The 23,841-nt window shown below is 51.9% G+C and carries 22 protein-coding genes; 14 read left to right on the forward strand and 8 right to left on the reverse strand.

Features of this window, described 5'->3' with window-relative positions; all coding sequences use genetic code 11:
* Positions 1 to 43: 43 nt before the first annotated feature.
* The gene (locus DDY07_RS17945) at positions 44 to 739 is read left to right on the forward strand and encodes a TetR/AcrR family transcriptional regulator (RefSeq protein WP_171696875.1); all 696 of its coding nucleotides are present in this window, start codon (positions 44 to 46) and stop codon (positions 737 to 739) included.
* Here the strand turns inward: DDY07_RS17945 and DDY07_RS17950 are convergent, their stop codons facing one another.
* Positions 740 to 1,525 (reverse strand): dienelactone hydrolase family protein, encoded by a 786-nt coding sequence (locus tag DDY07_RS17950; RefSeq protein ID WP_216614773.1) that lies wholly within the window; start codon positions 1,523 to 1,525, stop codon positions 740 to 742.
* 156 nt (positions 1,526 to 1,681) lie between these two features.
* Between DDY07_RS17950 and DDY07_RS17955 the strand changes: the two genes are divergently transcribed.
* Both DDY07_RS17955 and DDY07_RS17960 read left to right on the forward strand, forming a co-directional pair.
* Positions 1,682 to 2,881, forward strand: a complete 1,200-nt coding sequence (locus DDY07_RS17955; protein WP_171696876.1) for an MFS transporter — start codon at positions 1,682 to 1,684, stop codon at positions 2,879 to 2,881.
* A gap of 233 nt (positions 2,882 to 3,114) precedes the next feature.
* A complete protein-coding gene (locus tag DDY07_RS17960; protein ID WP_171696877.1) occupies positions 3,115 to 5,277 on the forward strand; it encodes a PAS domain S-box protein in 2,163 nt (720 codons plus the stop codon).
* Here the strand turns inward: DDY07_RS17960 and DDY07_RS17965 are convergent.
* Both DDY07_RS17965 and bamE read right to left on the reverse strand, forming a co-directional pair.
* Complete coding sequence (locus tag DDY07_RS17965) at positions 5,274 to 6,215, reverse strand: peptidoglycan DD-metalloendopeptidase family protein (RefSeq protein WP_171696878.1); 942 nt, start codon at positions 6,213 to 6,215, stop codon at positions 5,274 to 5,276. The genes DDY07_RS17960 and DDY07_RS17965 overlap by 4 nt on opposite strands.
* A 12-nt stretch (positions 6,216 to 6,227) precedes the next feature.
* Positions 6,228 to 6,572 (reverse strand): outer membrane protein assembly factor BamE, encoded by a 345-nt coding sequence (gene bamE, locus DDY07_RS17970; RefSeq protein ID WP_026602570.1) that lies wholly within the window; start codon positions 6,570 to 6,572, stop codon positions 6,228 to 6,230.
* A 110-nt stretch (positions 6,573 to 6,682) separates the two neighbouring features.
* On the opposite strand from bamE, the gene DDY07_RS17975 reads away from it, so the two are divergent.
* Together DDY07_RS17975 and DDY07_RS17980 are read left to right on the forward strand one after the other, a co-directional pair.
* On the forward strand, positions 6,683 to 8,287 hold the full coding sequence (locus DDY07_RS17975; RefSeq protein ID WP_171696879.1) for a YdiU family protein: 1,605 nt from the start codon (positions 6,683 to 6,685) through the stop codon (positions 8,285 to 8,287).
* Positions 8,288 to 8,399: 112 nt separating this feature from the next.
* A complete protein-coding gene (locus DDY07_RS17980) occupies positions 8,400 to 10,553 on the forward strand; it encodes a retention module-containing protein (protein ID WP_171696880.1) in 2,154 nt (717 codons plus the stop codon).
* Here DDY07_RS17980 and DDY07_RS23910 read toward each other — a convergent pair.
* Positions 10,550 to 11,239: a VPLPA-CTERM sorting domain-containing protein gene (locus DDY07_RS23910; protein ID WP_216614774.1), complete on the reverse strand. Its 690-nt coding sequence runs from the start codon at positions 11,237 to 11,239 to the stop codon at positions 10,550 to 10,552. The genes DDY07_RS17980 and DDY07_RS23910 overlap by 4 nt on opposite strands.
* A 284-nt stretch (positions 11,240 to 11,523) precedes the next feature.
* On the opposite strand from DDY07_RS23910, the gene aceE reads away from it, so the two are divergent.
* From aceE to DDY07_RS18025, 8 genes are all read left to right on the forward strand, one after another.
* Positions 11,524 to 14,196, forward strand: coding sequence for a pyruvate dehydrogenase (acetyl-transferring), homodimeric type (gene aceE, locus DDY07_RS17990; protein ID WP_033158244.1), 2,673 nt, complete (start codon positions 11,524 to 11,526; stop codon positions 14,194 to 14,196).
* 13 nt (positions 14,197 to 14,209) lie between these two features.
* Positions 14,210 to 15,505, forward strand: a complete 1,296-nt coding sequence (locus DDY07_RS17995) for a 2-oxo acid dehydrogenase subunit E2 (RefSeq protein WP_033158245.1) — start codon at positions 14,210 to 14,212, stop codon at positions 15,503 to 15,505.
* A gap of 33 nt (positions 15,506 to 15,538) precedes the next feature.
* Positions 15,539 to 15,721 (forward strand): hypothetical protein, encoded by a 183-nt coding sequence (locus tag DDY07_RS18000; RefSeq protein WP_033158246.1) that lies wholly within the window; start codon positions 15,539 to 15,541, stop codon positions 15,719 to 15,721.
* A complete protein-coding gene (locus tag DDY07_RS18005; RefSeq protein WP_171696881.1) occupies positions 15,711 to 16,115 on the forward strand; it encodes a PIN domain-containing protein in 405 nt (134 codons plus the stop codon). Before DDY07_RS18000 ends, DDY07_RS18005 begins: the two co-directional genes overlap by 11 nt.
* Positions 16,116 to 16,161: 46 nt before the next feature.
* Positions 16,162 to 17,424, forward strand: a complete 1,263-nt coding sequence (locus tag DDY07_RS18010; protein WP_033158248.1) for an AAA family ATPase — start codon at positions 16,162 to 16,164, stop codon at positions 17,422 to 17,424.
* A gap of 5 nt (positions 17,425 to 17,429) precedes the next feature.
* A complete protein-coding gene (locus DDY07_RS18015) occupies positions 17,430 to 18,182 on the forward strand; it encodes a hypothetical protein (RefSeq protein ID WP_051670268.1) in 753 nt (250 codons plus the stop codon).
* A 73-nt stretch (positions 18,183 to 18,255) separates the two neighbouring features.
* Positions 18,256 to 19,671: a dihydrolipoyl dehydrogenase gene (gene lpdA, locus DDY07_RS18020; protein WP_033158249.1), complete on the forward strand. Its 1,416-nt coding sequence runs from the start codon at positions 18,256 to 18,258 to the stop codon at positions 19,669 to 19,671.
* A gap of 95 nt (positions 19,672 to 19,766) precedes the next feature.
* Positions 19,767 to 20,213 carry a hypothetical protein gene (locus DDY07_RS18025; RefSeq protein ID WP_033158250.1) on the forward strand — a complete coding sequence of 149 codons (447 nt, stop codon included), beginning with the start codon at positions 19,767 to 19,769 and terminating at the stop codon, positions 20,211 to 20,213.
* A 57-nt stretch (positions 20,214 to 20,270) separates the two neighbouring features.
* On the opposite strand, the gene DDY07_RS18030 is transcribed toward DDY07_RS18025, so the two are convergent.
* The 3 genes from DDY07_RS18030 to mutY form a co-directional block, all read right to left on the reverse strand.
* Complete coding sequence (locus DDY07_RS18030; protein ID WP_101053919.1) at positions 20,271 to 20,816, reverse strand: hypothetical protein; 546 nt, start codon at positions 20,814 to 20,816, stop codon at positions 20,271 to 20,273.
* 154 nt (positions 20,817 to 20,970) lie between these two features.
* Complete coding sequence (locus DDY07_RS18035) at positions 20,971 to 21,240, reverse strand: oxidative damage protection protein (RefSeq protein ID WP_033158252.1); 270 nt, start codon at positions 21,238 to 21,240, stop codon at positions 20,971 to 20,973.
* Positions 21,203 to 22,291 carry an A/G-specific adenine glycosylase gene (mutY, locus tag DDY07_RS18040; RefSeq protein WP_171696882.1) on the reverse strand — a complete coding sequence of 363 codons (1,089 nt, stop codon included), beginning with the start codon at positions 22,289 to 22,291 and terminating at the stop codon, positions 21,203 to 21,205. The genes DDY07_RS18035 and mutY overlap by 38 nt, the downstream gene beginning before the upstream one ends.
* A 257-nt stretch (positions 22,292 to 22,548) precedes the next feature.
* Between mutY and DDY07_RS18045 the strand changes: the two genes are divergently transcribed.
* Positions 22,549 to 23,235, forward strand: a complete 687-nt coding sequence (locus DDY07_RS18045; protein ID WP_171696883.1) for a zinc ribbon domain-containing protein — start codon at positions 22,549 to 22,551, stop codon at positions 23,233 to 23,235.
* A 224-nt stretch (positions 23,236 to 23,459) separates the two neighbouring features.
* Here the strand turns inward: DDY07_RS18045 and DDY07_RS18050 are convergent, their stop codons facing one another.
* Positions 23,460 to 23,726, reverse strand: coding sequence for a hypothetical protein (locus DDY07_RS18050; RefSeq protein ID WP_020484270.1), 267 nt, complete (start codon positions 23,724 to 23,726; stop codon positions 23,460 to 23,462).
* Positions 23,727 to 23,841 lie beyond the last annotated feature (115 nt).

Raw genomic sequence — 23,841 nt, forward strand, 5'->3', positions numbered from 1 at the left:
AGCGCTCGAAACTCAGCCGACTCGCTCGAATAAGGAAGGTTCCATGAGAAAGAAAAGTGGAGAACGTTGCCAAGCTATTCTGGATGCGGCAAAAACCCTGTTTGAAAAAGTCGGTTTCGAACAAGCGACGATGGCGGAAATCGCCGCTACTGCCGGCCACTCCAAGGCCACGCTGTACAACTATTTCAGCTCAAAGGAACAGTTGTTTCTGGAATTGGCGCGCCGTTCCGCTGATCGCCACAGCGAGCAATTATTTTCCTTGCTGATGCCGGACTGCGGCAGTGCACCTCTCGATACACTGCCAGACCAGGTCAACCAAGTCCTGGCACTGTTGCAACCTTCCGACGACTTGCCGGCCACTTTGCAACGTTTCGGCGAAGGCGTGATGAGCAACTTTCTGTCCTTGAAAAGTTTGGCGGCCCGACGCATGTTGATCGCAGCCGCCGCCACTCATCCGGAAGCCGGCCGCCTGTTTTTCGAAAACGGCCCCGCCAAGGGCATGCAATTTACTGCGCAATTTTTCGCACAAGCGATGAATGCCGGCCAGTTGCGGCATGCCGACCCACATGTGGTGGCCGCGCATTTTCGCGGTTTGCTGGAATCGGAAGTCTACGAATCGGGCTTGTTCAACGCCCGCCGGGAATTGAAACCCAAACAAGTTAAAGCCACAGTCGAGCGCGCCGTCAGCGCGTTTATCAGAGCCTATGCACCGACTGCCACCGATTTGACTGACGATTAGCTATTGCTTGAACACTTCGCGAAACAACTGTTGCATGGCTTCCCAGGATTGTTTATCCGCGTCGGCATCGTAAGCAATAGGCAAATTATTGGCTTTGCCTAACCTATCCGCGTCGGGGTTGGTGAAGCCGTGGCGCGCGCCGGGATAGTTAACCAAACGATAGTCCACGCCGGCTTGGGTCATTTCTTTTTCAAATGCCGCAATGCTGTCGGCGCTGACAAACTCGTCGGCCGCGCCGTTCAAAACCAATACCCGCGATTTGACCTGCCCACGTCTTGCCGGCGTTTGCGTGGACAGATTGCCGTGAAAACTCACCACTGCCGCCAGATCGGTACCCAAGCGCGCCATATTCAAGACTGTCGCACCGCCGAAACAATAACCTATCGCCGCAATCTTGCCCTTATCGACACTGGCTTGTTTTTGTAAAAAGGCTAAAGCCGCGGTAAAACGTAATTGCGAAACGCCCGCCCGCTCCACGACGCTGTTCATGAAGGTTGAGGCTTCGGCTGCATGCTCGCTGGATTTGCCGTCGCCGTACATATCGACCGCCAGCGCGGTATAACCCAGTTCCGCCAACATCTTCGCGCGCTGCCGGGCGTAGTCGTTCAAGCCCCACCATTCGTGAACCACCAGCACGCCGGGCTGCTTGTCGCCTTTCGTGTCGTCCCAAACCAGATAGCCTTTTAGCGTGGTATCGCCGGCGGCATAACTCACGGCTTGCTCCTGCAATGCCGCTTGCAAACCGGAACTGAACAATAAGGCCAAAAAGAATAAACTACGCATCATAAAAACCTCCTGTTGAAAAATGGCCTTACGTTTACACTGCTAACGGGCATTGTCAATCTCTAGGGCCTTGCGACAATAAAATTCCATCGGGGCGGCGGGTTTTACGGCAACCTAGGCGCTGTGATTTCCTTTAAACGAACGGCAAACATAAACTCCATGACGCATTCCGGCGCAAAACCTATCTGGCGACAAATCCCGAAAAGCGTTTGGGCATTGGGCTTTGTCAGTATGTTGATGGATATTTCCTCGGAAATGATCCACAGCCTGCTGCCGGTATTCATGCTCACCACTCTGCATGCCAGCAGTTTGAGCATCGGTTTGATCGAAGGCGCCGCGGAAGCGACCGCGCTGATCGTCAAAGTATTTTCCGGGGTGCTCAGCGATTATTTGGGCAAGCGCAAAAGTCTGGCCTTGATAGGTTACAGCCTGGGAGCCTTGACCAAACCCCTGTTTGCCATCGCCGGCAGCAGCGGCATGGTTTTAAGCGCGCGACTGCTGGACCGGGTGGGCAAGGGCATACGCGGCGCACCGCGCGACGCACTGGTTGCCGACATCACCCCGCCGAAAATTCGCGGCGCGGCCTTTGGCCTCAGGCAATCGCTGGATACGGTCGGCTCTTTTCTGGGACCATTGCTGGCGGTGGCGCTGATGCTACTTTGGGCCAACGATTTTCGGGCGGTTTTTTGGGTGGCCGTGATCCCCGGCGGGTTGTCGGTGCTGATGTTGCTGTTTGGTGTGCGCGAACCCAAGCATCTGCAGCGTTCGCAACACGGCAACCCCATCAAGCGCGTCAATCTGCAACGCTTAAATGCCGACTATTGGCGAGTAGTGATGATAGGCGCGGTGTTCACACTGGCGCGATTCAGCGAGGCCTTTTTGGTGCTGCGCGCCCAACAAAGCGGCATTCCGATTGCGCTGTTACCCTTGGCAATGGTGGCGATGAATGTTGTGTATTCGGCCACGGCTTACCCGTTTGGCCGTCTGTCCGACCGCGTATCGCACCGGAAACTGCTGGCTTGGGGGCTGTTGGTACTGATCGCCGCCGACTTGGTACTGGCCAGTAGCGCCGATTGGCGGATAGTGTTGGCCGGCGTTGGGCTTTGGGGGGTGCACATGGGCATGACTCAAGGCCTGCTGGCCAAAATGGTCGCGGACACGTCACCGGCCGACCTGCGCGGCACCGCTTACGGATTTTTCAATCTGGTCGGCGGCATCGCCATGCTGTTGGCTAGCGTCATGGCGGGGTTGCTGTGGGATAGCTACGGCGCCGAGTTTACGTTTTACGCGGGGGCCGGATTTTGTTTAATGGCCTTATGCATCCTCATCGCTCGTCGCCGGGGTAAAGCAGCTCATTGACATTGAGCGTCCATTGGATTGGAGCAGCCGTAGACTAAAAACGGAAAAACTCCCGAAAGATTTTGAAATAGACCTACAAAGATGTAAGCTTTAGCGTACAAAAAAATCTCGTCAACGACTGAGCGTTTCAGCCGAATAAGTACTTAAAGCCTAGTTTGAAATACATCCTTCTCAGCCGGTTACAGCGTATCAATAAATACCAGCTTTGGCTGATTTCGGTTGTTCTGGCGACAATGCTTACCGAATCGATTGTGGCGATAATGGAATGGCTGCTGAAAGGCGAAATCAGCTTCGATTATCTACTTACCGGCTTGGTCGCTTCGCTACTGGTCGCCTCGCTGATCTGCGCGATGATCATTGTTTTTTTAGACCAGTTGAACAGTTTGAACGACGACAATATCCAATTAAGCACTATTGTCACCGCACTCCCCATTCCACTGGCGCTATTCGACGACAAGCGCAATCTGCAAATGCTGAACCCGGAATTTACCAAGGTCTTCGGCTACCGGCTCCGGGATATTCCCAACCTGTCCGCGTGGCAATTACAGGCCTTCCCCGATCCTGTTTACCGTGAAACGATTGGCGCGGAATGGCAAAAGCGCTTCGAAAATGACGACCAAGAATTTCAGCCCCTGGAAATCAAAGTTCGTTGCAAAAACGGCCTGAACAAGCACGTCATGACCACCGCTACCCGCACAGGCGGGGCCGGCAAGAAAATGCAACTGGTATTGCTCTACGATATTTCCAAACGCATCAATGCGATGAATGCGCTCGCCGAGTCGCGCAGCTTGCTGCAATCGGTGATCGAAACCATACCCATGCGGGTATTTTGGAAAGACCTGCACTCGCGCTATCTCGGCTGCAACTCGCAGTTCGCGCGAGATGGCGGTTTCACGAGAACCGAAGACCTCCTCGGTAAAGTCGATCAGCAACTATCCTGGCGAAACCAGGCTTTGCGCTATCGTGCCGACGACCGCCAGGTCATGCAATCCAATCTGCCTAAGCTGGCTTACGAAGAGCCGCAAACCACGCCTGAGGGCAAAGAGATTCTACTGAGAACATCGAAAGCGCCACTGCGCAATAGTTTGGGCGAAACCATCGGGGTATTGGGAGTATACGATGACATCACCGAGCTAAAGAAGATCGAAAACGAGTTGTGGCTGGCCAAAACCATGGTCGATAAAAGCAAGACCGCTTTCTTCTGTCTTGATTCCAAGGGCATGGTGACGTACGTCAACGATTACGCTTGTCAGTCCTTGGGCTATTCGCGGGACGAGCTGGTGGGTATGGCACCCTGGGAATTCGATCCGGACCTTTTGGCCAGTGCCTGGTCAAACATCTGGCAGCGCTTGCGCGACTGTGAAATTGTCAGCCACGAAAGCCGCCATCGACGTAAGGACGGCACGATTTTCCCGGTTGAGCTCACCTGCCACTATATCGCTCACAATGGCTTGGAACTGAGTTTTACCTTCGCGCAAAATATTAGCGAACGCAAACGCCTGGACACCGAACTGCGAATTGCCGCGACAGCTTTTGAATCGCAGGAGGGCATGATGATTACCGATGCCGATGCCGTCATTTTAAAGGTGAATAAATCCTTTACCGAGATTACCGGCTACGCCAGCGAAGAGGCCATCGGTCAAAAAATGAATATCCTCAATTCCGGCATTCACGATGCGCTGTTTTTTGCCGAAATGTGGCAATCCATTGATAGCAAAGGTGTCTGGCAAGGTGAAATCTGGAATCGGCGCAAGAACGGCAATATATTTCCGGAATGGCTCACCATCAGCGCCGTGAAAAGCCCGGATGGCAAGATAACCCATTATGTCGGCACGATGATGGACATAACGGCACGTAAAGCCATAGAGCAACACATTCATCATCTGGCCCACTTCGACGCACTGACCGATTTGCCCAATCGCACCTTGCTGATCGACCGTTTGCATCAGGCTATCGCTCAGGCCAGACGCGAGCGCAGTTTGCTGGCCTTGCTCTATCTGGATCTGGATAAATTCAAGCCGGTCAACGACAGCTTCGGCCACGATGTCGGCGACTTATTGCTGAAAGAGGTGGCGAATCGTCTGGAGGCTTGCGTCAAGCGGGAAACGGATACCGTATCGCGTTTGGGCGGCGATGAGTTTGTAATTTTACTCTGCCAATTGGACCGACACTCCGCGGCCGGGCTGGTGGCCGAAAACATCTTAAGCAGTCTGAATCAGCCGTTTGTGATTCAACAACACACGCTGGATATTTCTTCCAGTATCGGCATTGCCGTTTATCCCGATGACGGCCTGGAGGCAAATAGCCTGATGAAAAACGCCGACAATGCCATGTATCAAGCCAAATGCGCGGGGCGGGGCTGCTTTCGGTTTTTCAGACCCAAAGCCGATGGCTAATTACCGACGGTAGCCGCCGGTCCGGATAACCAAAGGCCAAGCTTCGGTTCTACCGCCAGACCGTTCTCGTCGGTAAATTGAAACGGTACGGAAATCAGCTCCATACCGCGATTGATCTGCACCGCAAAATGCAAATGCGGCCCGGTCGTCAAACCGGTATTGCCGGAGTAAGCGATCAGCTGCCCGGTTGCCACCCGCATTCCTGGCGTGACTTGGGCTTTTTCCAGAGCCAAATGCGCGTACACAGCCATGGAGCCGTCCTCATGCAAGATCCTGATACTGTTAGCCTTGCTGGCGTAAGCCTGGCTAGTACCATGACTGGTATAGTCATTTTCCACTTCCAGCACGATACCGCCCCGGGCTGCGTAAACCGGCGTATCAACCGGCATCATGATGTCTACCGCATAACGATTCTGTTCATCGTTATGACTGTATGGTCCATTAAAAGCTTGGGTAATTTGAAACTGTGCACCGGCCGGCAAGGGTGGCTTATAAAGCGTTTGACTCACATAGCCGGGTAAAGGCCGCCCGACCACATAGCTGTATTGCAGATTGACACTATAAAATCCGGCGCTCTGGTTGGGAATAAGCGAGAACAAGCTGCCGGACTGGCCGGATTCAACGACAAAGCGGCGCGGCAAATCCGGATTGGCGCTGACATTTTCCCGCTCACGCCAATCGACGGCCAGTTCGATGGGCCCCGGATAGGCGTTCAGCGCAAAAAAACTCGGTTGCAAATCATCGGCCGTTTTTTCCAGCCAAACGCGCTTAGGATTGGCGGCTTTTAACTGCCTGACTGCTACCGGCTGATTCGATGCGGGGGCCTGATCGGTAAAAAACCAGGTACCTTCGGCATCCTGATATTTATAAAGCTTTTTAGCTACGCCGCTACTGGACGCCAGTAACAGCGAAATCGCTAAAATACCGCGAGCAAACACCGGTCGCCACGATTATTTGCGGGTAGAACTAAAGGTGTAAGACCGCACCACGCCTTGTGCGTCGAAACGAATCAGCAAATCCTGGGAATCGTTACCGCCGAACAGGGCATATTTGTAGATCCCGTAAGTCCAGGTAGGCTTACCATCTTCCATGCCGGTGCGCCAAGGCGTGCCGAACATTTCGGTAATATCTTGCTTACGGGTTTGGCCGACCTTGATTTCCGGCACTCGGACGGGGGAAAACTCTTGGCCGACAGTAAAGCAACCGGTCAGTTGCGTCGTCGCAAGGCTGGCGACTAATAGAAGTGAACTAAAGCCAAAAGCGCGTGGTCCGCGTTTTGCAAGAAAATTGTTCATTGGTATTCCCTGATTGAAAAATTGATTGATATAAACTAGCTGTTAGTGGCTTATCTTAGCCGGTTCCAGCCGCGATTCGAAAATTTTTTAGCCTCCGATAAGATGTCATCATGCCTACCGAAAACCACAATTCAGCCCTCGATAATCTGAACTTCGACAATCGTTTTATCCGCGAGTTGCCTGGTGATCCCGAACCGGATAATTTTCGGCGCCAAGTTTATGCAGCCTGCTATTCCCGGGCCAATCCGACGCCGGCGCAGCAACCCAGATTGGTCGCTTATTCCAGAGAAGTCGCGGAAGACTTGGACTTATCCGCCGAACTCTGCGAATCGGAAGATTTTTGCCAAGTATTCTCCGGCAGCCGGCTAGCAAAAGGCATGGAAGCGTATGCGATGTGCTACGGCGGCCATCAATTCGGCCATTGGGCCGGCCAGCTCGGCGACGGCCGAGCCATCAACTTGGGCGAGGTGGTTAATCAGCGTAAGCAACGCTACACCTTGCAACTGAAAGGCGCGGGCGTGACGCCTTATTCCCGTAGCGCCGACGGCTTGGCTGTACTGCGTTCGTCAATACGTGAGTTTTTGTGCAGCGAAGCCATGCATCATCTCGGTGTGCCGACCACCCGCGCCTTGAGTGTAATCCTGACCGGCAAACAGGTGGTGCGTGATATGTTTTACGACGGTAATCCGCAAATGGAACCTGGCGCGGTGGTGTGCCGGGTGGCGCCGTCGTTCGTCCGCTTCGGCAATTTTCAACTATTCACCGCGCGCGATGACCTCGATTCGCTGAAAAAACTGGTGGATTACACCATTCGCACCGATTTTCCGGAGCTGGGTGAGCCATCGATTCCCGTCTACCTGGAATGGTTTAAACAAGTCTGCCGCAAGACGGCCGAAATGATCGTGCACTGGCAGCGGGTCGGCTTTGTGCACGGCGTGATGAACACCGACAATATGTCGATCCTGGGCTTGACCATCGATTATGGTCCTTACGGCTGGCTTGAAAATTACGATCCGGACTGGACGCCTAACACCACCGACGCCCAAGGCCGGCGCTACCGGTTCGGCAATCAGGCGAAAATCGCCTATTGGAATTTGGTACAACTCGCCAACGCTCTGTATCCCTTGATTATGCGCGCCGAAAGTTTGCAACAAGCTTTATCGGCTTATACCGACACCTTCGACGCCGGCTGGCAGGCGATGATGGCCGCCAAATTGGGCCTAACAAGGTTCGAGCCCAGCGAAGACGAGGCCTTGGTGAACGACTTAACCCAGCTCATGCAAACCGCTGAAACCGATATGACTTTGTTTTATCGGCAGTTGGCTGATGTCGATGTCAGCGCGGAATCGAATTCGCCGGCGCAATTTTTAGCGCTGTTGCAGCGCACCAGCTACGAGCCGTTGAACGACGACCTCATGGAACAAGCTAGCCGCTGGTTCGCCATTTATCGCCTGCGCAGTCAGCGCGACGGCAGGCTACCGCTGGATCGCAGCTCAGCAATGAACTCGGTCAATCCGAAATACGTATTGCGTAATTATCTGGCGCAATTGGCTATTGATCAGGCTGAACAAGGCGATTTTTCTTTGGTCCAGGAGTTACTCGAAGTGCTGCGCCACCCTTACGCCGAACAAGCGGATAAACAGAGTTTTGCCGCTAAACGGCCCGATTGGGCTAAGCAGCGCGCCGGCTGCTCCATGCTGTCCTGCAGCTCCTAACGACTCGTCTCGGCAAATTTCGAACCAAGGTACTATGTTAACTTGTTCAAATTAGCTTATTATTCGGTCACAAAATCACGTTATTTATTTGGAATAAACTTCGGAGCAAAGCATGGCCAAAGAAATCGGCATCGTTAAAATCGCAACTGGCACCGTTACCGCCATTGCCGCCGACGGCAGTAAACGTATTTTGCAGGTCGGCGACCGCGTTTATCCAACCGATCTTTTGACCACTGCCGACGGCAGCACGGTGATGATACAACTTGCCAATGGCTCGTTTATTGATATGGGCGGCAACGACAGCATGCAGCTTGCTGCAGCGCTGCAGGAACAAGGCGAGCCGGCTCAGATCGTCCAGAATCCTACACCCGCCGGTCCCAGCGCGGAAGATATTCAGGCGGCCTTACTGGCCGGCGCCGATCCAACCACAATAGCTGAAGCGACTGCCGCTGGCGGTGCGCCGGCAGCAGGAGGCGCGCCTGGGGCAGGTAACGAAGGCCATGTGCCGGTTATCGTCGAATATCTCAACCCTGTAGCACCGGTCACGAATGGTTTCGATACCACCGGTCCCAATGTCGCATTTCCGCCGATTGTGCCGGAAGTTTTGATTTTGAATCCGGAGCAGGCCGCTGCAACCTCCGGCAACCAGCCGCCGATTGCAGGCAATGACAGCGTTACAGGCTTAACACCCGGCAGCAGTGTTACGATCAACGTGCTGGGCAACGACAATGACCCGGATGGCACGCTCAACCCCGCCAGCGTGCAAATCGTCGGCAGTAACGGACCCGGTCAACCACTAGTTGTGCCTGGCCAGGGTATTTGGACTGTCGACACGACTACAGGCTCCATCACTTTTACGCCAACCCCCGGTTTTACCGGCAATCCGACTCTGATCACCTACACCGTCGAGGATGATTTGGGCCTGGAGTCCAATCCCGCCGAAGTCAGCATTGTTTACGTGCCTACTGTCACTGTCAGCGACGTCATCGTGGACGAAAGTGACGCTAGCTTACCCCCTGCCGAGACCGGCACTCTGCGTATTAACGGCCAAGCACCAACATCGGTTGTCTTGTCGGCCAGCGGGGCAACCTGGGACGCCGCTACGCAAACCCTGACAGCCAGCGACGGTTCTTATCAGGTAGTTGTGAACAATGACAGTTACACCTTTACCTTGCTAAACGCTTTGACCCACATAAACACAGGCGCACCGGAATCGCCAGCTATTGGCTTTACATTTTCCGCGACGTTAACCGATCAGGACGGAAGGGTCGCGAATACGACGTTTAGTGCGAACGTGTTTGATGATGCGCCCTTCGTCAAAAACAGCAACGGGAATTTACAAGATGCCGCAGGTCAAACATTAACGGGCTTGATTGATTACGATCTGGGTTTTGACGGCTTTGGGAGTGCCGGTGGTGTAAATTTGACAAACAATAATGGGGCGTTAACGTCTCGAGCAGACGGTATTTCTTATTTGATTGTCGATAGCAACGGCGACCAGTTACAAGAACTTTATGCTTTTGTCGATAACGGTGCCCTGACGACCACATTTGCCGACCTCAGCGCTGACCGCATGGTATTTTCGCTGCTGCCGACAGTTAACGGCGCCGTAGATGGTGCGTACAAATTGGAATTGCACGATGTTTTGGATTTGCCTGCTGCGCCGAGCACCACGCTAGATTTTGGCAGCGCCGCGCTGGCTTTCGGTGCCGGAAAAGTTGCTGTAGGGAATTCTCTGCTTGTTGAGGGCAGCAACCTGTTTATCGACTCAGCAAACAATGACGTCGGTGTGGGTGATAGATTTTTGGATGCATCGGAAGTAATAACCTACAGGTTTGGTACTGTCGGCGGTTTCGATATTACATCTCCGCAATTAGTAAACTCGGTACAACTCAATGAAGCCGATGTTGGTAGTGCTTTGGATGTTTTTAGCTGGACAGCTTATAGGGGGCTAACCCAAGTTGATACTGGAACGGTTGTATTTAGCACGCCTGCTGGAGGTGGGCTTACGGATCCGATTAATGTGGTTGGTGGATACGACAGGCTGGAAATCCAGGTCAATTTTGGCAAACTCGCGGTGGGAGGCCTGCAATATACCAGCGTAGCGCCACAAAACCTGCAATTACAGTTTGGTTTTAGTGCAACAGATGGTGATGGCGATAGCACCGGCGTTGGTAGCTTTACCGTCGATACCGGCGCATTGCTCAATACTGGCATCAGCAGTGTGCTGCCTGATTTGCAACACCCCGATAGCGTTATTCATTAATCAAGCGCATTTCGCAACAAAAAAAGCCGGCATAAGCCGGCTTTTTGTTGTCTGGGAACAAGCTTTAATCTGCTTTGCGCTGCTTTGCGCTGTTTTCCGTAGCCTACCATACCAATCAGACCAGACAAAAACAGCCATGTTGCGGCCGGCAAAGGTACTGCCGAAGTCGTATACGTAATAGTGGCTTGGACAAAAGGGTTGCTGCCTTGCCCCGCATTCAAGTCCGCGGTCACATCAGGTGACAGCGCCAAGGTGATAAGAATTTTGTTGTCCTGTGTCCAACTCTGCAATAAAGCACCCGGTAGCAGCGTGCTCCGCGACCACTCGACCAAATCGGCGTTTGTAACCGTGCTGTAATTGTTGGCGTCGACAAAGACAGCACTAGAGTTAACGGGTGGAGCAATAGGAGCGAATTTCAGATTGCTGATCACACTTTCGAATGTAACGGCGATGTTTTCAGGATTGGCAGTAGATGCGTTGATAGAGTAATCTCCGCGCGCATGGACAGTGAAGCTGCCGGCCACTAAATCCGCCAAAGGCGCATTATCAATAGAGAAAGTAAAAACCTGTCCATCCAGGGTTTGCTGGAACTCAGTGGAGGTAAAACTGACCAGCCCAGCACTAGCTTCTATGCTTGCCGTAGAAAGAAACAAGGCAACCAAGGGTTTAACTAGTTGATTACGCATAGGGATTTCCTTAAAAATGAGTACTGGCACAAATTTTACGTCATGTCGGCTTGCAAAGCCACCTGTACTTAAGGGCTGAAGCTCATTAAATCCAATGCAATTCTGACCATACAATAACCTTTTGCCTGCTTCGAAAAACTAAACCGCTGCGTTTTTTGGCTACACCCAGGTTTTACCTGGATTCTAGCCGGATTTGCCGGCAGCGGATTACTAAAAAAATATGCTCAAACCAGCCATTTCGGGTATCCTTTTTAAGCTAATCCAACGTTTTCCAAGGTTCCGTAATGACCAACAATACCGATATTGCCGCCAAACACGATATTGATCCTGCTGAAACCCTAGAATGGATGGAGGCACTGCAAGCGGTGATAGAAAAAGAAGGCGGCGACCGCGCCAGTTTTCTGATTGAAACCCTGCTCAGTACCGCCAGACAAGCCGGCATGGACATTCCGTTCTCGGCTAATACGCCTTACATCAACACCATCCCGATAGATAGGCAACCCAAATTTCCCGGCAACACCGACATCGAACGCACCATCCGCTCTTACGTGCGCTGGAATGCGATGATGATGGTGTTGCGCGCCAACAAATACACCAATGTCGGCGGCCATATCGCCAGTTTCGCTTCCGCCGTCACCTTATACGATGTCGGGCAAAATCATTTCTGGAACGCCCCCTCGGACAAACACGGCGGCGACCTGATTTTCTCGCAAGGTCATTCCGCGCCCGGCACTTATGCTCACGCCTTCTTGCTGGGCCGCTTGAGCGAAGAGCAAATGGACAGCTTTAGACAAGAAGTCGGCGGCAACGGCTTATCGTCTTACCCGCACCCGTGGTTGATGCCGGACTTCTGGCAATTCCCCACCGTATCGATGGGCCTTGGCCCGATCATGGCAATCTACCAAGCCCGCTTCATGCGCTACATGCAAAACCGCGGCTTTGCCAACACCGAAGGCCGTAAAGTCTGGGCCTTCCTGGGCGACGGCGAAACCGACGAACCGGAAACTCTGGGCGCGATCGGCATGGCAGGCCGGGAAAAACTGGATAACCTGATTTTCGTCGTCAACTGCAACCTGCAACGTCTGGACGGCCCGGTACGCGGCAACGGCAAAATCATTCAGGAACTGGAAGCCAACTTCCGCGGCGCCAACTGGAATGTCATCAAAGTAATCTGGGGCCGGCGCTGGGACGCGATTCTGTCCCGCGACAAGGACGGTTTGGTGGTTAAACGCATGATGGAATGCGTGGACGGCGATTACCAAACCTTCAAATCCAAGGACGGCGCCTACGTCCGGGAAAAATTCTTCAACACCCCCGAACTGCAGGAACTAGTCAAGGATTACACCGACCGCGACATCTGGGAATTGAATCGCGGCGGCCACGACCCGATCAAAGTCTTCGCGGCCTTCAACGCGGCGGTCAACCATACCGGTCAGCCCACCGTGGTTCTGGCTAAAACCATCAAAGGTTACGGGATGGGCGACTCAGGACAAGCGCAAAACACCAGCCATCAGCAAAAGAAGATGAGCATGGAATCGATCAAATACATCCGCGACCGCTATCAATTGCCGGTCAGCGACGAAGAATTGATCAATCTGCCCTACCTGCGTTTCGCGGAAGACTCCGCCGAACTGAATTACCTGCGCCAACGCCGCGTCGATCTGGGCGGTTATCTGCCGGCTCGCCGCGCCAAGTCCTACCCGCTCGAAGTACCGGCCTTATCCGCTTTCAAAGCGCTATTGGACGGCACCGGCGAAGGTCACGAGATTTCCACCACCATGGCCTTTGTGCGCATTTTGAACATCCTGGTCAAGGACAAACAAATCGGTAAGCGCGTAGTACCGATTGTCCCGGACGAGTCGCGCACCTTCGGTATGGAAGGCATGTTCCGGCAATTGGGTATCTGGTCGCAAGTCGGCCAGCTTTACACCCCGCAAGACGCCGAACAATTGATGTTTTACAAGGAAGACAAGCACGGCCAAGTGTTACAGGAGGGTATCAACGAAGCCGGCGGTTTGTGCGACTGGATCGCCGCCGGCACTGCGTATTCGACCCACGGCGTACCGATGATTCCCTTTTTCATCTATTACTCGATGTTCGGTTTCCAACGGGTCGGCGACCTGATTTGGGCCGCGGCCGACCAACGTACCCGCGGTTTCCTGCTGGGCGGCACCGCCGGCAGAACCACCTTGAACGGCGAAGGTTTGCAGCATGAAGACGGCCACAGCCATCTGATGTCCGCCACAGTACCGAACTGCTATTCCTACGACCCGACCTTCGCCTGCGAATTGGCGGTGATCATTCAGGACGGTTTGCGCCGGATGTATGTCGAGCAGGAAGACATCTTTTACTACATCACCTTGATGAACGAAAACTACGACCAGCCGGCCATGCCGGAAGGCGCGGAGGCCGACATCCTGAAAGGCATGTATTTGTTCAAAAAAGGCCCGAACAGCAAAAAACCGCGCGTGCAATTGCTGGGCTCCGGCACCATCTTTATCGAAGTCATTGAAGCCGCCAAACTGCTGCACGATGATTGGGGCGTGGACGCCGACATCTGGAGCTGCCCAAGCTTTACCGAGCTGGCTCGCGACGGCCAAACCTGCGAGCGCTGGAACCGTTTGCATCCGACCGAAAAGCCGCGCATCACGCATATCGAACACTGCCTGGATAGCACCAAGGGTCCGATCATCGCCGCTACCGATTACATGCGCGCATTTGCCGAACAAATTCGCCCTTGGGTGAATCGCTCTTACACGGTGTTGGGTACTGACGGTTTCGGCCGCTCGGACACCCGCGCCAAGCTGCGTAGCTTCTTCGAAGTGGACAGATACCACGTTGCCGTTGCCGCCTTGCACAGCCTGGCGCAAGCCGGCGAGTTCGACGCCGCGAAAGTCGAGGTAGCCATTGCTAAATACAACATCAACCCTGACGCAACCGCCCCTTGGTTGATCTAACGGAAAGCGACATATGAGTTCTGTAATTGAAATAAAGGTCCCCGACGTCGGCAATGTCCCTGAAATCGACATCGTCGAGGTGCTGATCAAGCCCGGCGACGTGGTCGCGGTGGAACAAACCCTGGCGGTGATGGAGACCGACAAAGCGACGATGGATTTACCGTCCAGCGCGGCCGGCACCATCAAAACCGTGCATATCAAACCCGGCGATAAAGTCTCCGAAGGCACACTGATCGCTACTCTTGAAGCAGGCGAGGCAGCCGCTGCAGTTCCCGCCGAACCGGCACAGACTGTAACACCTGCCCCAGTTGAACCGAGCCCTGCACCGGTTGCGGAAGCCCCAAAAGTAGAACCTGCCCAACCAGCCGCAGCGCCTGTTGCGCCCGTGGCAAGTAGCAATGAAGGGTTTAAAGCACACGCCACCCCCAGCGTCAGACTGTTTGCCCGCGAATTGGGCGTGGACCTGAGCAAAATCCAAACCGGCAGCGGCCGTAAAGGCCGTATCCTGCAAGACGATGTGAAAAACTTCGTCAAGCAAGTCATGGCCTCCGGAGGTTCGACCAGCGGTGGCGCAGGCATACCGGCCATTCCGGCAGTAGATTTCACCCAATTTGGCGAAATCGAGGAAAAACCGCTCAGCAAAATCAAGCGTCTGACCGGCCAAAACCTGACCCGTGTCTGGTTAAACCTGCCTCTGGTGACCTATCACGACGAAGTGGCCATCGACGCGATGGAAGACTTCCGCAAATCGGTCAACGCTGGCTTAGCGAAGGACGCCGTTAAAGTCACCGGCCTAATCTTCATCATGAAGGCGCTGGTAGCGGCAATGCAAAAATACCCATCCTTCAATAGCTCATTGTCTCCAGACGGCGAAAAACTGATCTTCAAACATTACTTCCATATCGGTATTGCCGTGGATACCCCGAACGGCTTAGTCGTGCCGGTGATTCGCGATGTCGATAAAAAAGGTATTTTCCAATTATCCAACGAGCTAGCCGAAAAAAGCGAACTGGCCAGAACCGGCAAATTGAAACCTGCCGATATGCAAGGCGGCTGTATGACCATCTCCAGCCTGGGCGGCATCGGCGGCACCGCGTTTACGCCCATCGTCAACGCCCCGGAAGTGGCGATTTTGGGCGTCACCCGCTCCAAGGTACAACCGGTGTGGAACGGCAAGGAATTCGAACCGAAACTGATGCTGCCGCTGGACATCACCTACGACCACCGCGTCATAGACGGCGCCGAGGGTGCACGTTTCATGGAAGCATTGAAATCTTATCTGGGCGACATTCGGCGCTTGTTGTTGTAAACGGCAAGGATCAATTTTCTTGGGAGGCCCAGTATGCAAACACTGAATTTAGAGAAACTACCGGATTTTGCCAGGCATGAATTGGAGGATTTTTATCAATTTTTGTTGCAAAAATACGCGGGGCAACAACAAGACCTTAAGGAATCAGCGCCATTAGCGCCTCGCTTGGTTAAACCATTCGAGCCGCTGCCACGCGAAGCGGTGTATGAGCGTTAACTGTTTTGTCGATTCCAACGTCTGGCTTTATGCTTTCATGGATGAGAGTTCGCCCAAACACCAACAAGCTTTAAAGGTTATCGCACAGCCCGGCGTAATGCTTAGCACTCAAGTTGTGAACGAGATCTGCAACAATCTGCTGCGAAAAGCCGGATACACCGAGCAAGAGATTCGACAAACCGTGGATAATTTCCGGCAACGTTATCCGATACATACCGTCACATTGGATGATGTACGCCGGGCCTCCGAATTACGCGAATCGTTCAGTTTGTCCTATTGGGATAGTTTGGTGGTCGCTTCCGCAATAGTAACCGATTGCCGAAGCATTTACTCTGAAGACATGCTTAGTGGTTTAAACATAAACGGTTTACAGCTAATCAATCCTTTTATTTAACCCAATCTCCTAAAAATCGGCATTTTAATAGCGAATAGTCAAAGTCATGGCCGAAAATCCTAGCAATCAAGGCGTTTATTTCCTGTCGTTATCGGTGGAAAACGTGCGCTGTTTTGCCGAGAAACAGACACTGGATTTGTCGGATGGCAACGCTAGGCCGGCGCAGTGGACGGTGATTTTGGGGGGAAATGGAACGGGCAAATCTACTTTGCTGGATGCGCTGAATATCAAACAAAGTACACCTTGGCTAGATAAAAATCTTATTAGGTTAAACAACTCGTCCGCTAATACGAATTTACAATTTGGGAAAAGCGATGGCTTGGATTCGGTTGTATCGCAACAACTAGAATACGCCTTTAAACCGTTTATTCGAGGCCAACATATTCGTGAAACGATGCAAGGGCAGAAAAATTTTGATGAAATATTTGACTACCAATCAATATTTTATTATTCCGCCAGCAGAAGGTTAGCTAGGAAATATGAATTTGATTTTGGAGGTGGGGATGTCGAACTACCTATTGATGAACCAGACAATTTAATCAATGCCGAAGAATGGCTACTCCAAACCGATTATATTGCTAATAAACCATCCGAGATTCAGGCGAGTTACCAAGAACGTCTGACGATTATTAAAGACACGCTGATTGCTTTATTACCGGACGTCAGCGATATTCGCATCTCGACACCCAGCGAAAAGTCGCCAAACCCCAGGGTCGAATTCAATCTACCCGACGGCTGGCTGTTGTTATCTCAGCTCAGTCTTGGCTATCAAACCATGACCGCCTGGATGGTCGATCTGGCCGCACAGTTATTCAAGCATTATCCCAATAGCGCCAACCCTATCGCCGAACCTGCGGTGGTATTGATCGACGAAATCGACCTGCATCTGCATCCCAAATGGCAGCGAACGATCATGGCTTATTTGAGCGAACGCTTCGTCAATACTCAGTTTATTGTTACCGCCCATAGCCCCTTAATCGTGCAGGCTGCGGAAAATGCCAATATCGTGGTGCTTAAGCGCGAAGGCGACTCGGTTAAAATTCATCAACATCCGCAAGACGTCAAAGGTTGGCGTATCGACCAGTTATTAACCAGCGACTTGTTCGATTTGCCCAGCGCCCGTTCGCCGCATTATGAAAACCTGTTGAACCAACGCCGGCAGATTTTGAGCCAAGCGCAATTGACCGGTACCGATCAAGCCAAATTGTCTGAACTGGAATGTCAAATAGGAGAACTGCCCACAGCGGAAACCCCCGAAGATATTGACGCGATGAATATTATTCGCCGTGCGGCAGAGCTGTTGAAATAGGTCCGATGATTTTTATCCAGCGCAGCCAGGAACCCGCCGTATTGCAAAACAAGGGTAAAGCTGAACAACAGGCTTTTTGTGAGGCTTATGATGCTGGCAAACGCGAATTTAAATTCGATAGTGCGATTTACGGAAATCCCACCGTTAAAACCGCGTTATTAAAAATGCAGTGTGACAAGTGCTGTTTTTGCGAGTCGAAAATTTCCCATATTAGTTATGGCGATGTGGAGCATTACCGGCCCAAGGGCGGCTACAAACAAGCGGAACAGGACGAATTTCATGCTCCTGGCTATTATTGGTTGCCTTATACTTGGGAAAACTTGTTACTGAGCTGCACCTTATGCAATCAACAATTTAAGAAAAATCTGTTTCCTTTGTTGGACCCGCAGGAGCGAGCACTTAACCACCACGACGACATTACGTTGGAACAGCCACTGTTAATCAACCCTTCCGCCACCGATCCTCGGCAATATATCGGCTTTCGGCAAGAGATTCCCTATGCGATTGACGGCAATATCTACGGCAAAGCAACGATTGCTGTTGTGGGATTAGATAGAGAAGCGTTGAATGAAAAGCGGCGTAGCCACCTTGCGTTGATTAATCAATTAATTGCGGTGATAAAACTTGCGAACAAGCAACTCGAAAACACTGAACTTCAATCGGTAGCCGCGCAAGCAAAACAAATAATTGCCGAAGCGATATTACCAACGGCGGAATATTCGGCCATGATAAATGCACAATTACCGGCATTACACTGACGGCTTAAGCCTGCCGGACGATTTTGAATTGATAAAATAACCTAAATAGACATCCTCACTGGAGACAAATCCTATGACTAATTCCGTTACACACGCCGAAGTTTTGGTTCTGGGCGGCGGCCCCGGCGGTTACACCGCTGCCTTCCGCGCTGCCGATTTGGGGAAGCAAGTCGTATTGGTCGAACGCTATCCAGTTTTAGGCGGTGTTTGCTTAAATGTCGGCTGCATTCCCTCCAAAGCTCTGCTCCACACTGCGCAAATTATTCACGAAGCCGAGGCGATGGCGGAACACGGCGTCAGTTTCGGCAAGCCAAACATTGACTTGGACCAAATTCGTGCCTGGAAACAAAGCGTCAGCCAAAGCCTGAATCAAGGCTTGGGCAAACTGGCCAAGCAACGTAAAGTCACTGTAATCCATGGCGTGGGTAAATTTGCCACCGCCAACAGCTTAACGGTGACCAGCGAGGCCGGCGTGCAAACCGTCACCTTCGACAATGCCATCATCGCCGCCGGCTCGCAGCCAACTAAAATCCCCAGCTTTCCGCATGACGATCCTCGCGTTTGGGATTCCACCGACGCACTGGAACTGAAATCGGTACCGGAAAAACTATTGATCGTCGGCGGCGGTATTATCGGCCTGGAAATGGCGACTGTTTACCATGCGCTGGGTTCGAAAATCAGTGTCGTGGAATTGATGGATCAGATTATCCCCGGCTGCGACAAAGACTTGGTCACGCCACTGCAACGCAAAATCAAAAAGCAGTACGAGAATCTGTGGCTACAAACCAGCGTTAAGGCGATGGAAGCTACCGATGCCGGCATTAAAGTCACGATGGAAGGCAAAGGCGCACCGGAATCCGAAGTGTTCGATGCGGTCTTAGTGGCGGTGGGCCGCCGGCCGAACGGTAAATTGATCGACGCCGATAAGGCGGGCGTCAATGTAGACGAGCGTGGCTTCATCCCGGTGGACAAGCAAGGCCGTACCAATGTCAGCAATATTTTTGCGATCGGCGACATCGTCGGCAATCCAATGCTGGCCCACAAAGCCACGCACGAAGGCAAAATCGCCGCCGAAGTCATTGCCGGGCACAAAGCCGGTTTCGACGCACTAACCATTCCTTCGGTCGCTTACACCGATCCGGAAGTAGCTTGGATGGGCCTAACCGAAACCCAGGCGCAGCAGCAAGGCGTGGAATTCAACAAAGCCGTATTCCCATGGGCCGCCAGTGGCCGCTCTTTGGCACTGGGCCGCAGCGAAGGTATTACTAAAATCCTGACCGACAAAACCACCGGCCGTATTCTCGGCGCCGGCTTTACCGGCCCCGGTGCCGGAGAATTAGTGGCAGAAGCCGTGCTGGCTTTGGAAATGGGCGCGGATGCGACAGACATTAGCCTCAGCATCCACCCGCATCCAACTTTATCGGAAACCTTTGCGTTTGCAGCGGAAATGATAGAGGGAACGATTACCGACCTGTATGTAAAGAAATAGTGCTTATTTTGCTAAACGCAAAATTCGTGAGTGAGTTAAACGTCAGCCTGCCATTTTTTGGTGAGAACGCCGACATCATATAGAAGGAACAGCGAGTGGAAAAATTTGTCTTTGGGGCTGGCGAAGATGACAGAAAAAGGTTGCTGAATTTCGTTGATGCTCTGCAGCAGTTTTTAGAGAAGGTGATAAATAACGGCGAGTATTTTCAGCCGAAATTTCGCGACGATTATAAAAAAGCCTGGATTGAGCTTAACCCAAACTTTTCGGCGCTAAAAGACGGCTTGCAACGTGCGGAAACCCACACCTTGTTAGCGCAAGGCTTATTGGGAACCCAGCTAAATCTAAAGCTCGCCGTCATCAATCATTTTTTAGGCGAATTTTTGCTGTACGGAATAGAAATTATCGGCGGCCACAAACTGCTTGAAAGACTTTTGGGTGTTGTCAGCAAATTACTGGCAAACATGGCAACCGCAGTGGGCACCGGCTTAGCCATTCAGAGCTTCGTAGATTTTCTTGTTGCCATGATCAAGGAAGACAGCTAGTGATTGTTCGCTTAGGCAATGCCTAAGCGAACGAAACCCGAACCACTAAAACGCTATTCAAGCGGCTTTCTTAACTTCTACGCCTCTAGCCAACAAGCCATCTCGACCTTTCTCCGCCAAAGCCAGGATTTGATAAGCCAAATCTTCGGCGATATTCAATTGCTTTAAAGAGGCGGCCAAATGCTCCATCACGATGTCGTAATGGAAATCGTCAGGACCGAGCTTGATCAAAAAACTATGAGCCGGCGTTAACAACGTGATGCTTCTAATCTCTTGCCCGCCAACGATATCCAGCAGGAAGGCAAAATCGTTGCCGGTAACCAAACTCGGTTTGGCGTTGGTGCGGGCAAACGCTGCCGTAAAATACCCATCCAATGCCTCTAATACTCTATCATCGTCACTATTTAAGCTATTGAAGTAAGCTTTCAAATAGGCTTTTAGCGCATCAGCCTGCTCAGCAGCCGGGCGGGTAAAGAAGAAGCGGTTAATCCGATAGTCGTCCAGCATTTTTGCATAAAACACATCGACTATTTTACCCATCAGGACGTGGTCGCTGAGAGCTGCGCGCAAGGCATGGATCTGAGGTGCTACAGTTGCGTTCATATTTTTCTCCGGATGATAGTTTTAATAGACATCCCGAGCTTTCCAGTCACGGTGTTTTTGTCAACCTTTTAACCGGATTAACGCTATACAAAAGCCATACACGCAACTTTACAAATACTAACCATCTGACAAAGCGCCTAAAGCCCAAACGGCACTATTTTTTCGGCACATAGCCTTCCGGCAACTCGAAACCACCGGCAAACAAAAATTTCTCGCGCTCGGCTTCCAATATTTTTTTCGCAGCCGGATCGAAACTGGACAGCCGCTGCTCGTTAATTATCATGGTTTGCATCGCTAACCAGTCCTTCCAGGCCTGTTTCGACACATGCTCGAAAATGCGTTGGCCGTTGACACCCGGAAACGGTGGCGCATCCAGACCCTCAGCCTCAACGCCCAGTTTTACGCATGTAATCATTCTCGTCATTTTGATCCTCTGTGACATGTTGTTGCAGCAGACGCTTGATCGGCGCCGGCAAACCTAAAGTAGTAATCTCGGCGGTTTTATACCAAACCGCCCGCTCGCCTTCCATCACATTGTTTATGGGGTTTTCCAACTTTGCCAGGATCGGTGTGTAGTCCAGATGATAATGCGAGAAACTGTGGCGCTGGTCTGGTAAAGTCTGCAAAGCATGCATTTGGTAATGGCGTTGCAGACACCAATCTTGCAAAGCCTGCGGATCGTCAAATTCCGGCAGACTCCATAGCCCACCCCAAATGCCGGTCGGTGGCCGCCTTTCCAATAAAACCCGGTTTTCCTTGTCTAGTAACAGCAAAAAATATAGTTGTTTGACCGGTACGTCCTTGCGAGGCTTGGGGCCTGGTAACTGTTTTACTAAGGCCAACTGCCTAGCCTGACAGCCTTCTGCAACGGGGCAGATCTCGCATAGCGGCTTACTGCGGGTGCAGAGCGTGGCACCTAAATCCATCATCGCTTGCGTGTAGTCGCCGGTTCTTTGCGTCGGCGTATAGCGCTGACTAATTTGCCAAAGCTGCGCAGCCACTTTATTGTCACCTGGCCAGCCATGCACGGCATGAAACCGCGCCAACACGCGCTTGACGTTGCCGTCCAATATGGGCTGGCTTTGCCCGCAAGCGATGCTGAGTATCGCCCCCGCAGTGGAGCGGCCGATGCCAGGCAAGGCACTTAGCTCTGCGACGGTTTGCGGGAATACGCCGGCATTGCCGGCAACGATTTGCGCAGTTTTGTACAGATTTCTGGCGCGCGCATAATAGCCAAGCCCGGACCAGTATTGTAAGACTTCGTCCAGTTCTGCGCTTGCCAGGCTTTGTACCGTCGGAAATCTGGCGACGAAGCGATTGAAATATGCAATCACGCTGACTACTTGCGTTTGCTGCAACATAATCTCCGACACCCACACTCGATAAGGATTAATGTCCAGTTGCCATGGCAAATCCTTGCGGCCATGGCTATCAAACCAATTAAAGAGCTTTTGTTGGAATTGTTCGGGGGACATGTCGCTTGGGTGAAAGGGAAAAATCAATTAGGCATAGCCACCGGATAGTACCGTAAAGGATTTAGATAAGGCAAAAGCCGTTTTGCGCCAGTGATATCCGAGCCGGAAATAGCCAGACAATGCTTGAGTACCCTGCCAGGTTGTTTAGCAAGGAAGGTTATCCGCTTTTTTGTGTGATATTCTCTATTTAAGGAATCAAGCCCGTCCAACGAGCTAAATGATTGATCAAATTCAGTCCCCTACAAACAGGAGTTGCAATGCTTATGTTTTCTCTGATTTCCTCATCTAGCAACGCATGGCAGCGGGCCGCCCAGCTATTCATTACCATTGCCAGCATCCTGACAATAGGCCAGCTAATTGCACTAGTACCGGTAATGACGGAATTGGAAGTGGCCGGCGTATTCAAGGCCGCGGCCGTAGTCTGGTTTTTTGCCAGGCTGGCAGCATTAATCTTGTTTTATTTTTTTGCCGGCTACGTGATAGAGGCCATTCCCAACAGCGGCGGTGCGTTGTCGTTTGCCAAAGGCATTGCGGAGCCGTTAACCGCTCTGTTGATTTTGATTACCGTACAGACGTTGTTTTGGGAGTTATTGGCGCCGTTCGTCGATAGCTTGGGAAGAACGATTTACCATAGTAGCGCGATCATTCTGATTGTAAGCGTCAGCATTTGGTTTGTGTTCAGGGCCTATAGCCATGCTACTTACCTGATCGATACCATTGCCAAGCTGGTTAAAATGTTATCAAGGCTTCTCCCCCAGCAAAACCCGGCCTGTCAGCAATGCGGCGCCGACATTACCGCAAATACTCATTTTTGTAATGCCTGCGGACATAAAACCCAATCATCCAATACATGTCCCGCATGCGAAGCGAAGGTTTCGGTTGATCAACAATATTGCCAAAATTGCGGATCTAAGCTTGGCAGTACAATAGTTTCGGACAGCTGAGGAAGCTAGATCTACAGCTGAAGTCGCGTTGCTAATTCAATAGCTTAACCACACTGCAAAAACCGCCGTTGAGTTGATAGGCTCCAAGCCGCCATGGTCAGCACAATTGGCGGCTACCTGTTCCAACTTATTGCATACCAAAGGCAATAGCCTTATGAACCAGCCCGCACTAGCGGCAAGGCTGGTACCAAATTAAATTTGCCAGCTTTTTGAGTTTTGGCAGATCACTCGGAAAGGCGCTTGGCTACTCGCTGATAAGCTTCCTTCAACTCCTCTCCAACGATTTTAGCCTTGGCGATGTACTCTTCGGAAGTCTCTATCGATTCGTCGGCAATTTCAGCGGCTTTACTTTTAATCTGCAACCACTGTTTTTCCGCTTCTGCAAATTCATCCTTGGCATCCATTGAAGCCAGATGCAACTTCAGTTGCAGTTCCTCGCGAACCGAATCCAGATTAACGAGCAAACTTTCAAATTCGTTTTTTAACGACATGCCCCACCTCTTTACTTGATTAAAATTACAAAGACTTTGGACCATTGCGGACAACTAAAGTTTAGTCTGCTGAATGCTTTGCTAGAAGCTTTTAAAAGCAATCCAGTACGTTGAA

Source organism: Methylomonas sp. ZR1, from assembly GCF_013141865.1.
Taxonomy (GTDB): domain Bacteria; phylum Pseudomonadota; class Gammaproteobacteria; order Methylococcales; family Methylomonadaceae; genus Methylomonas.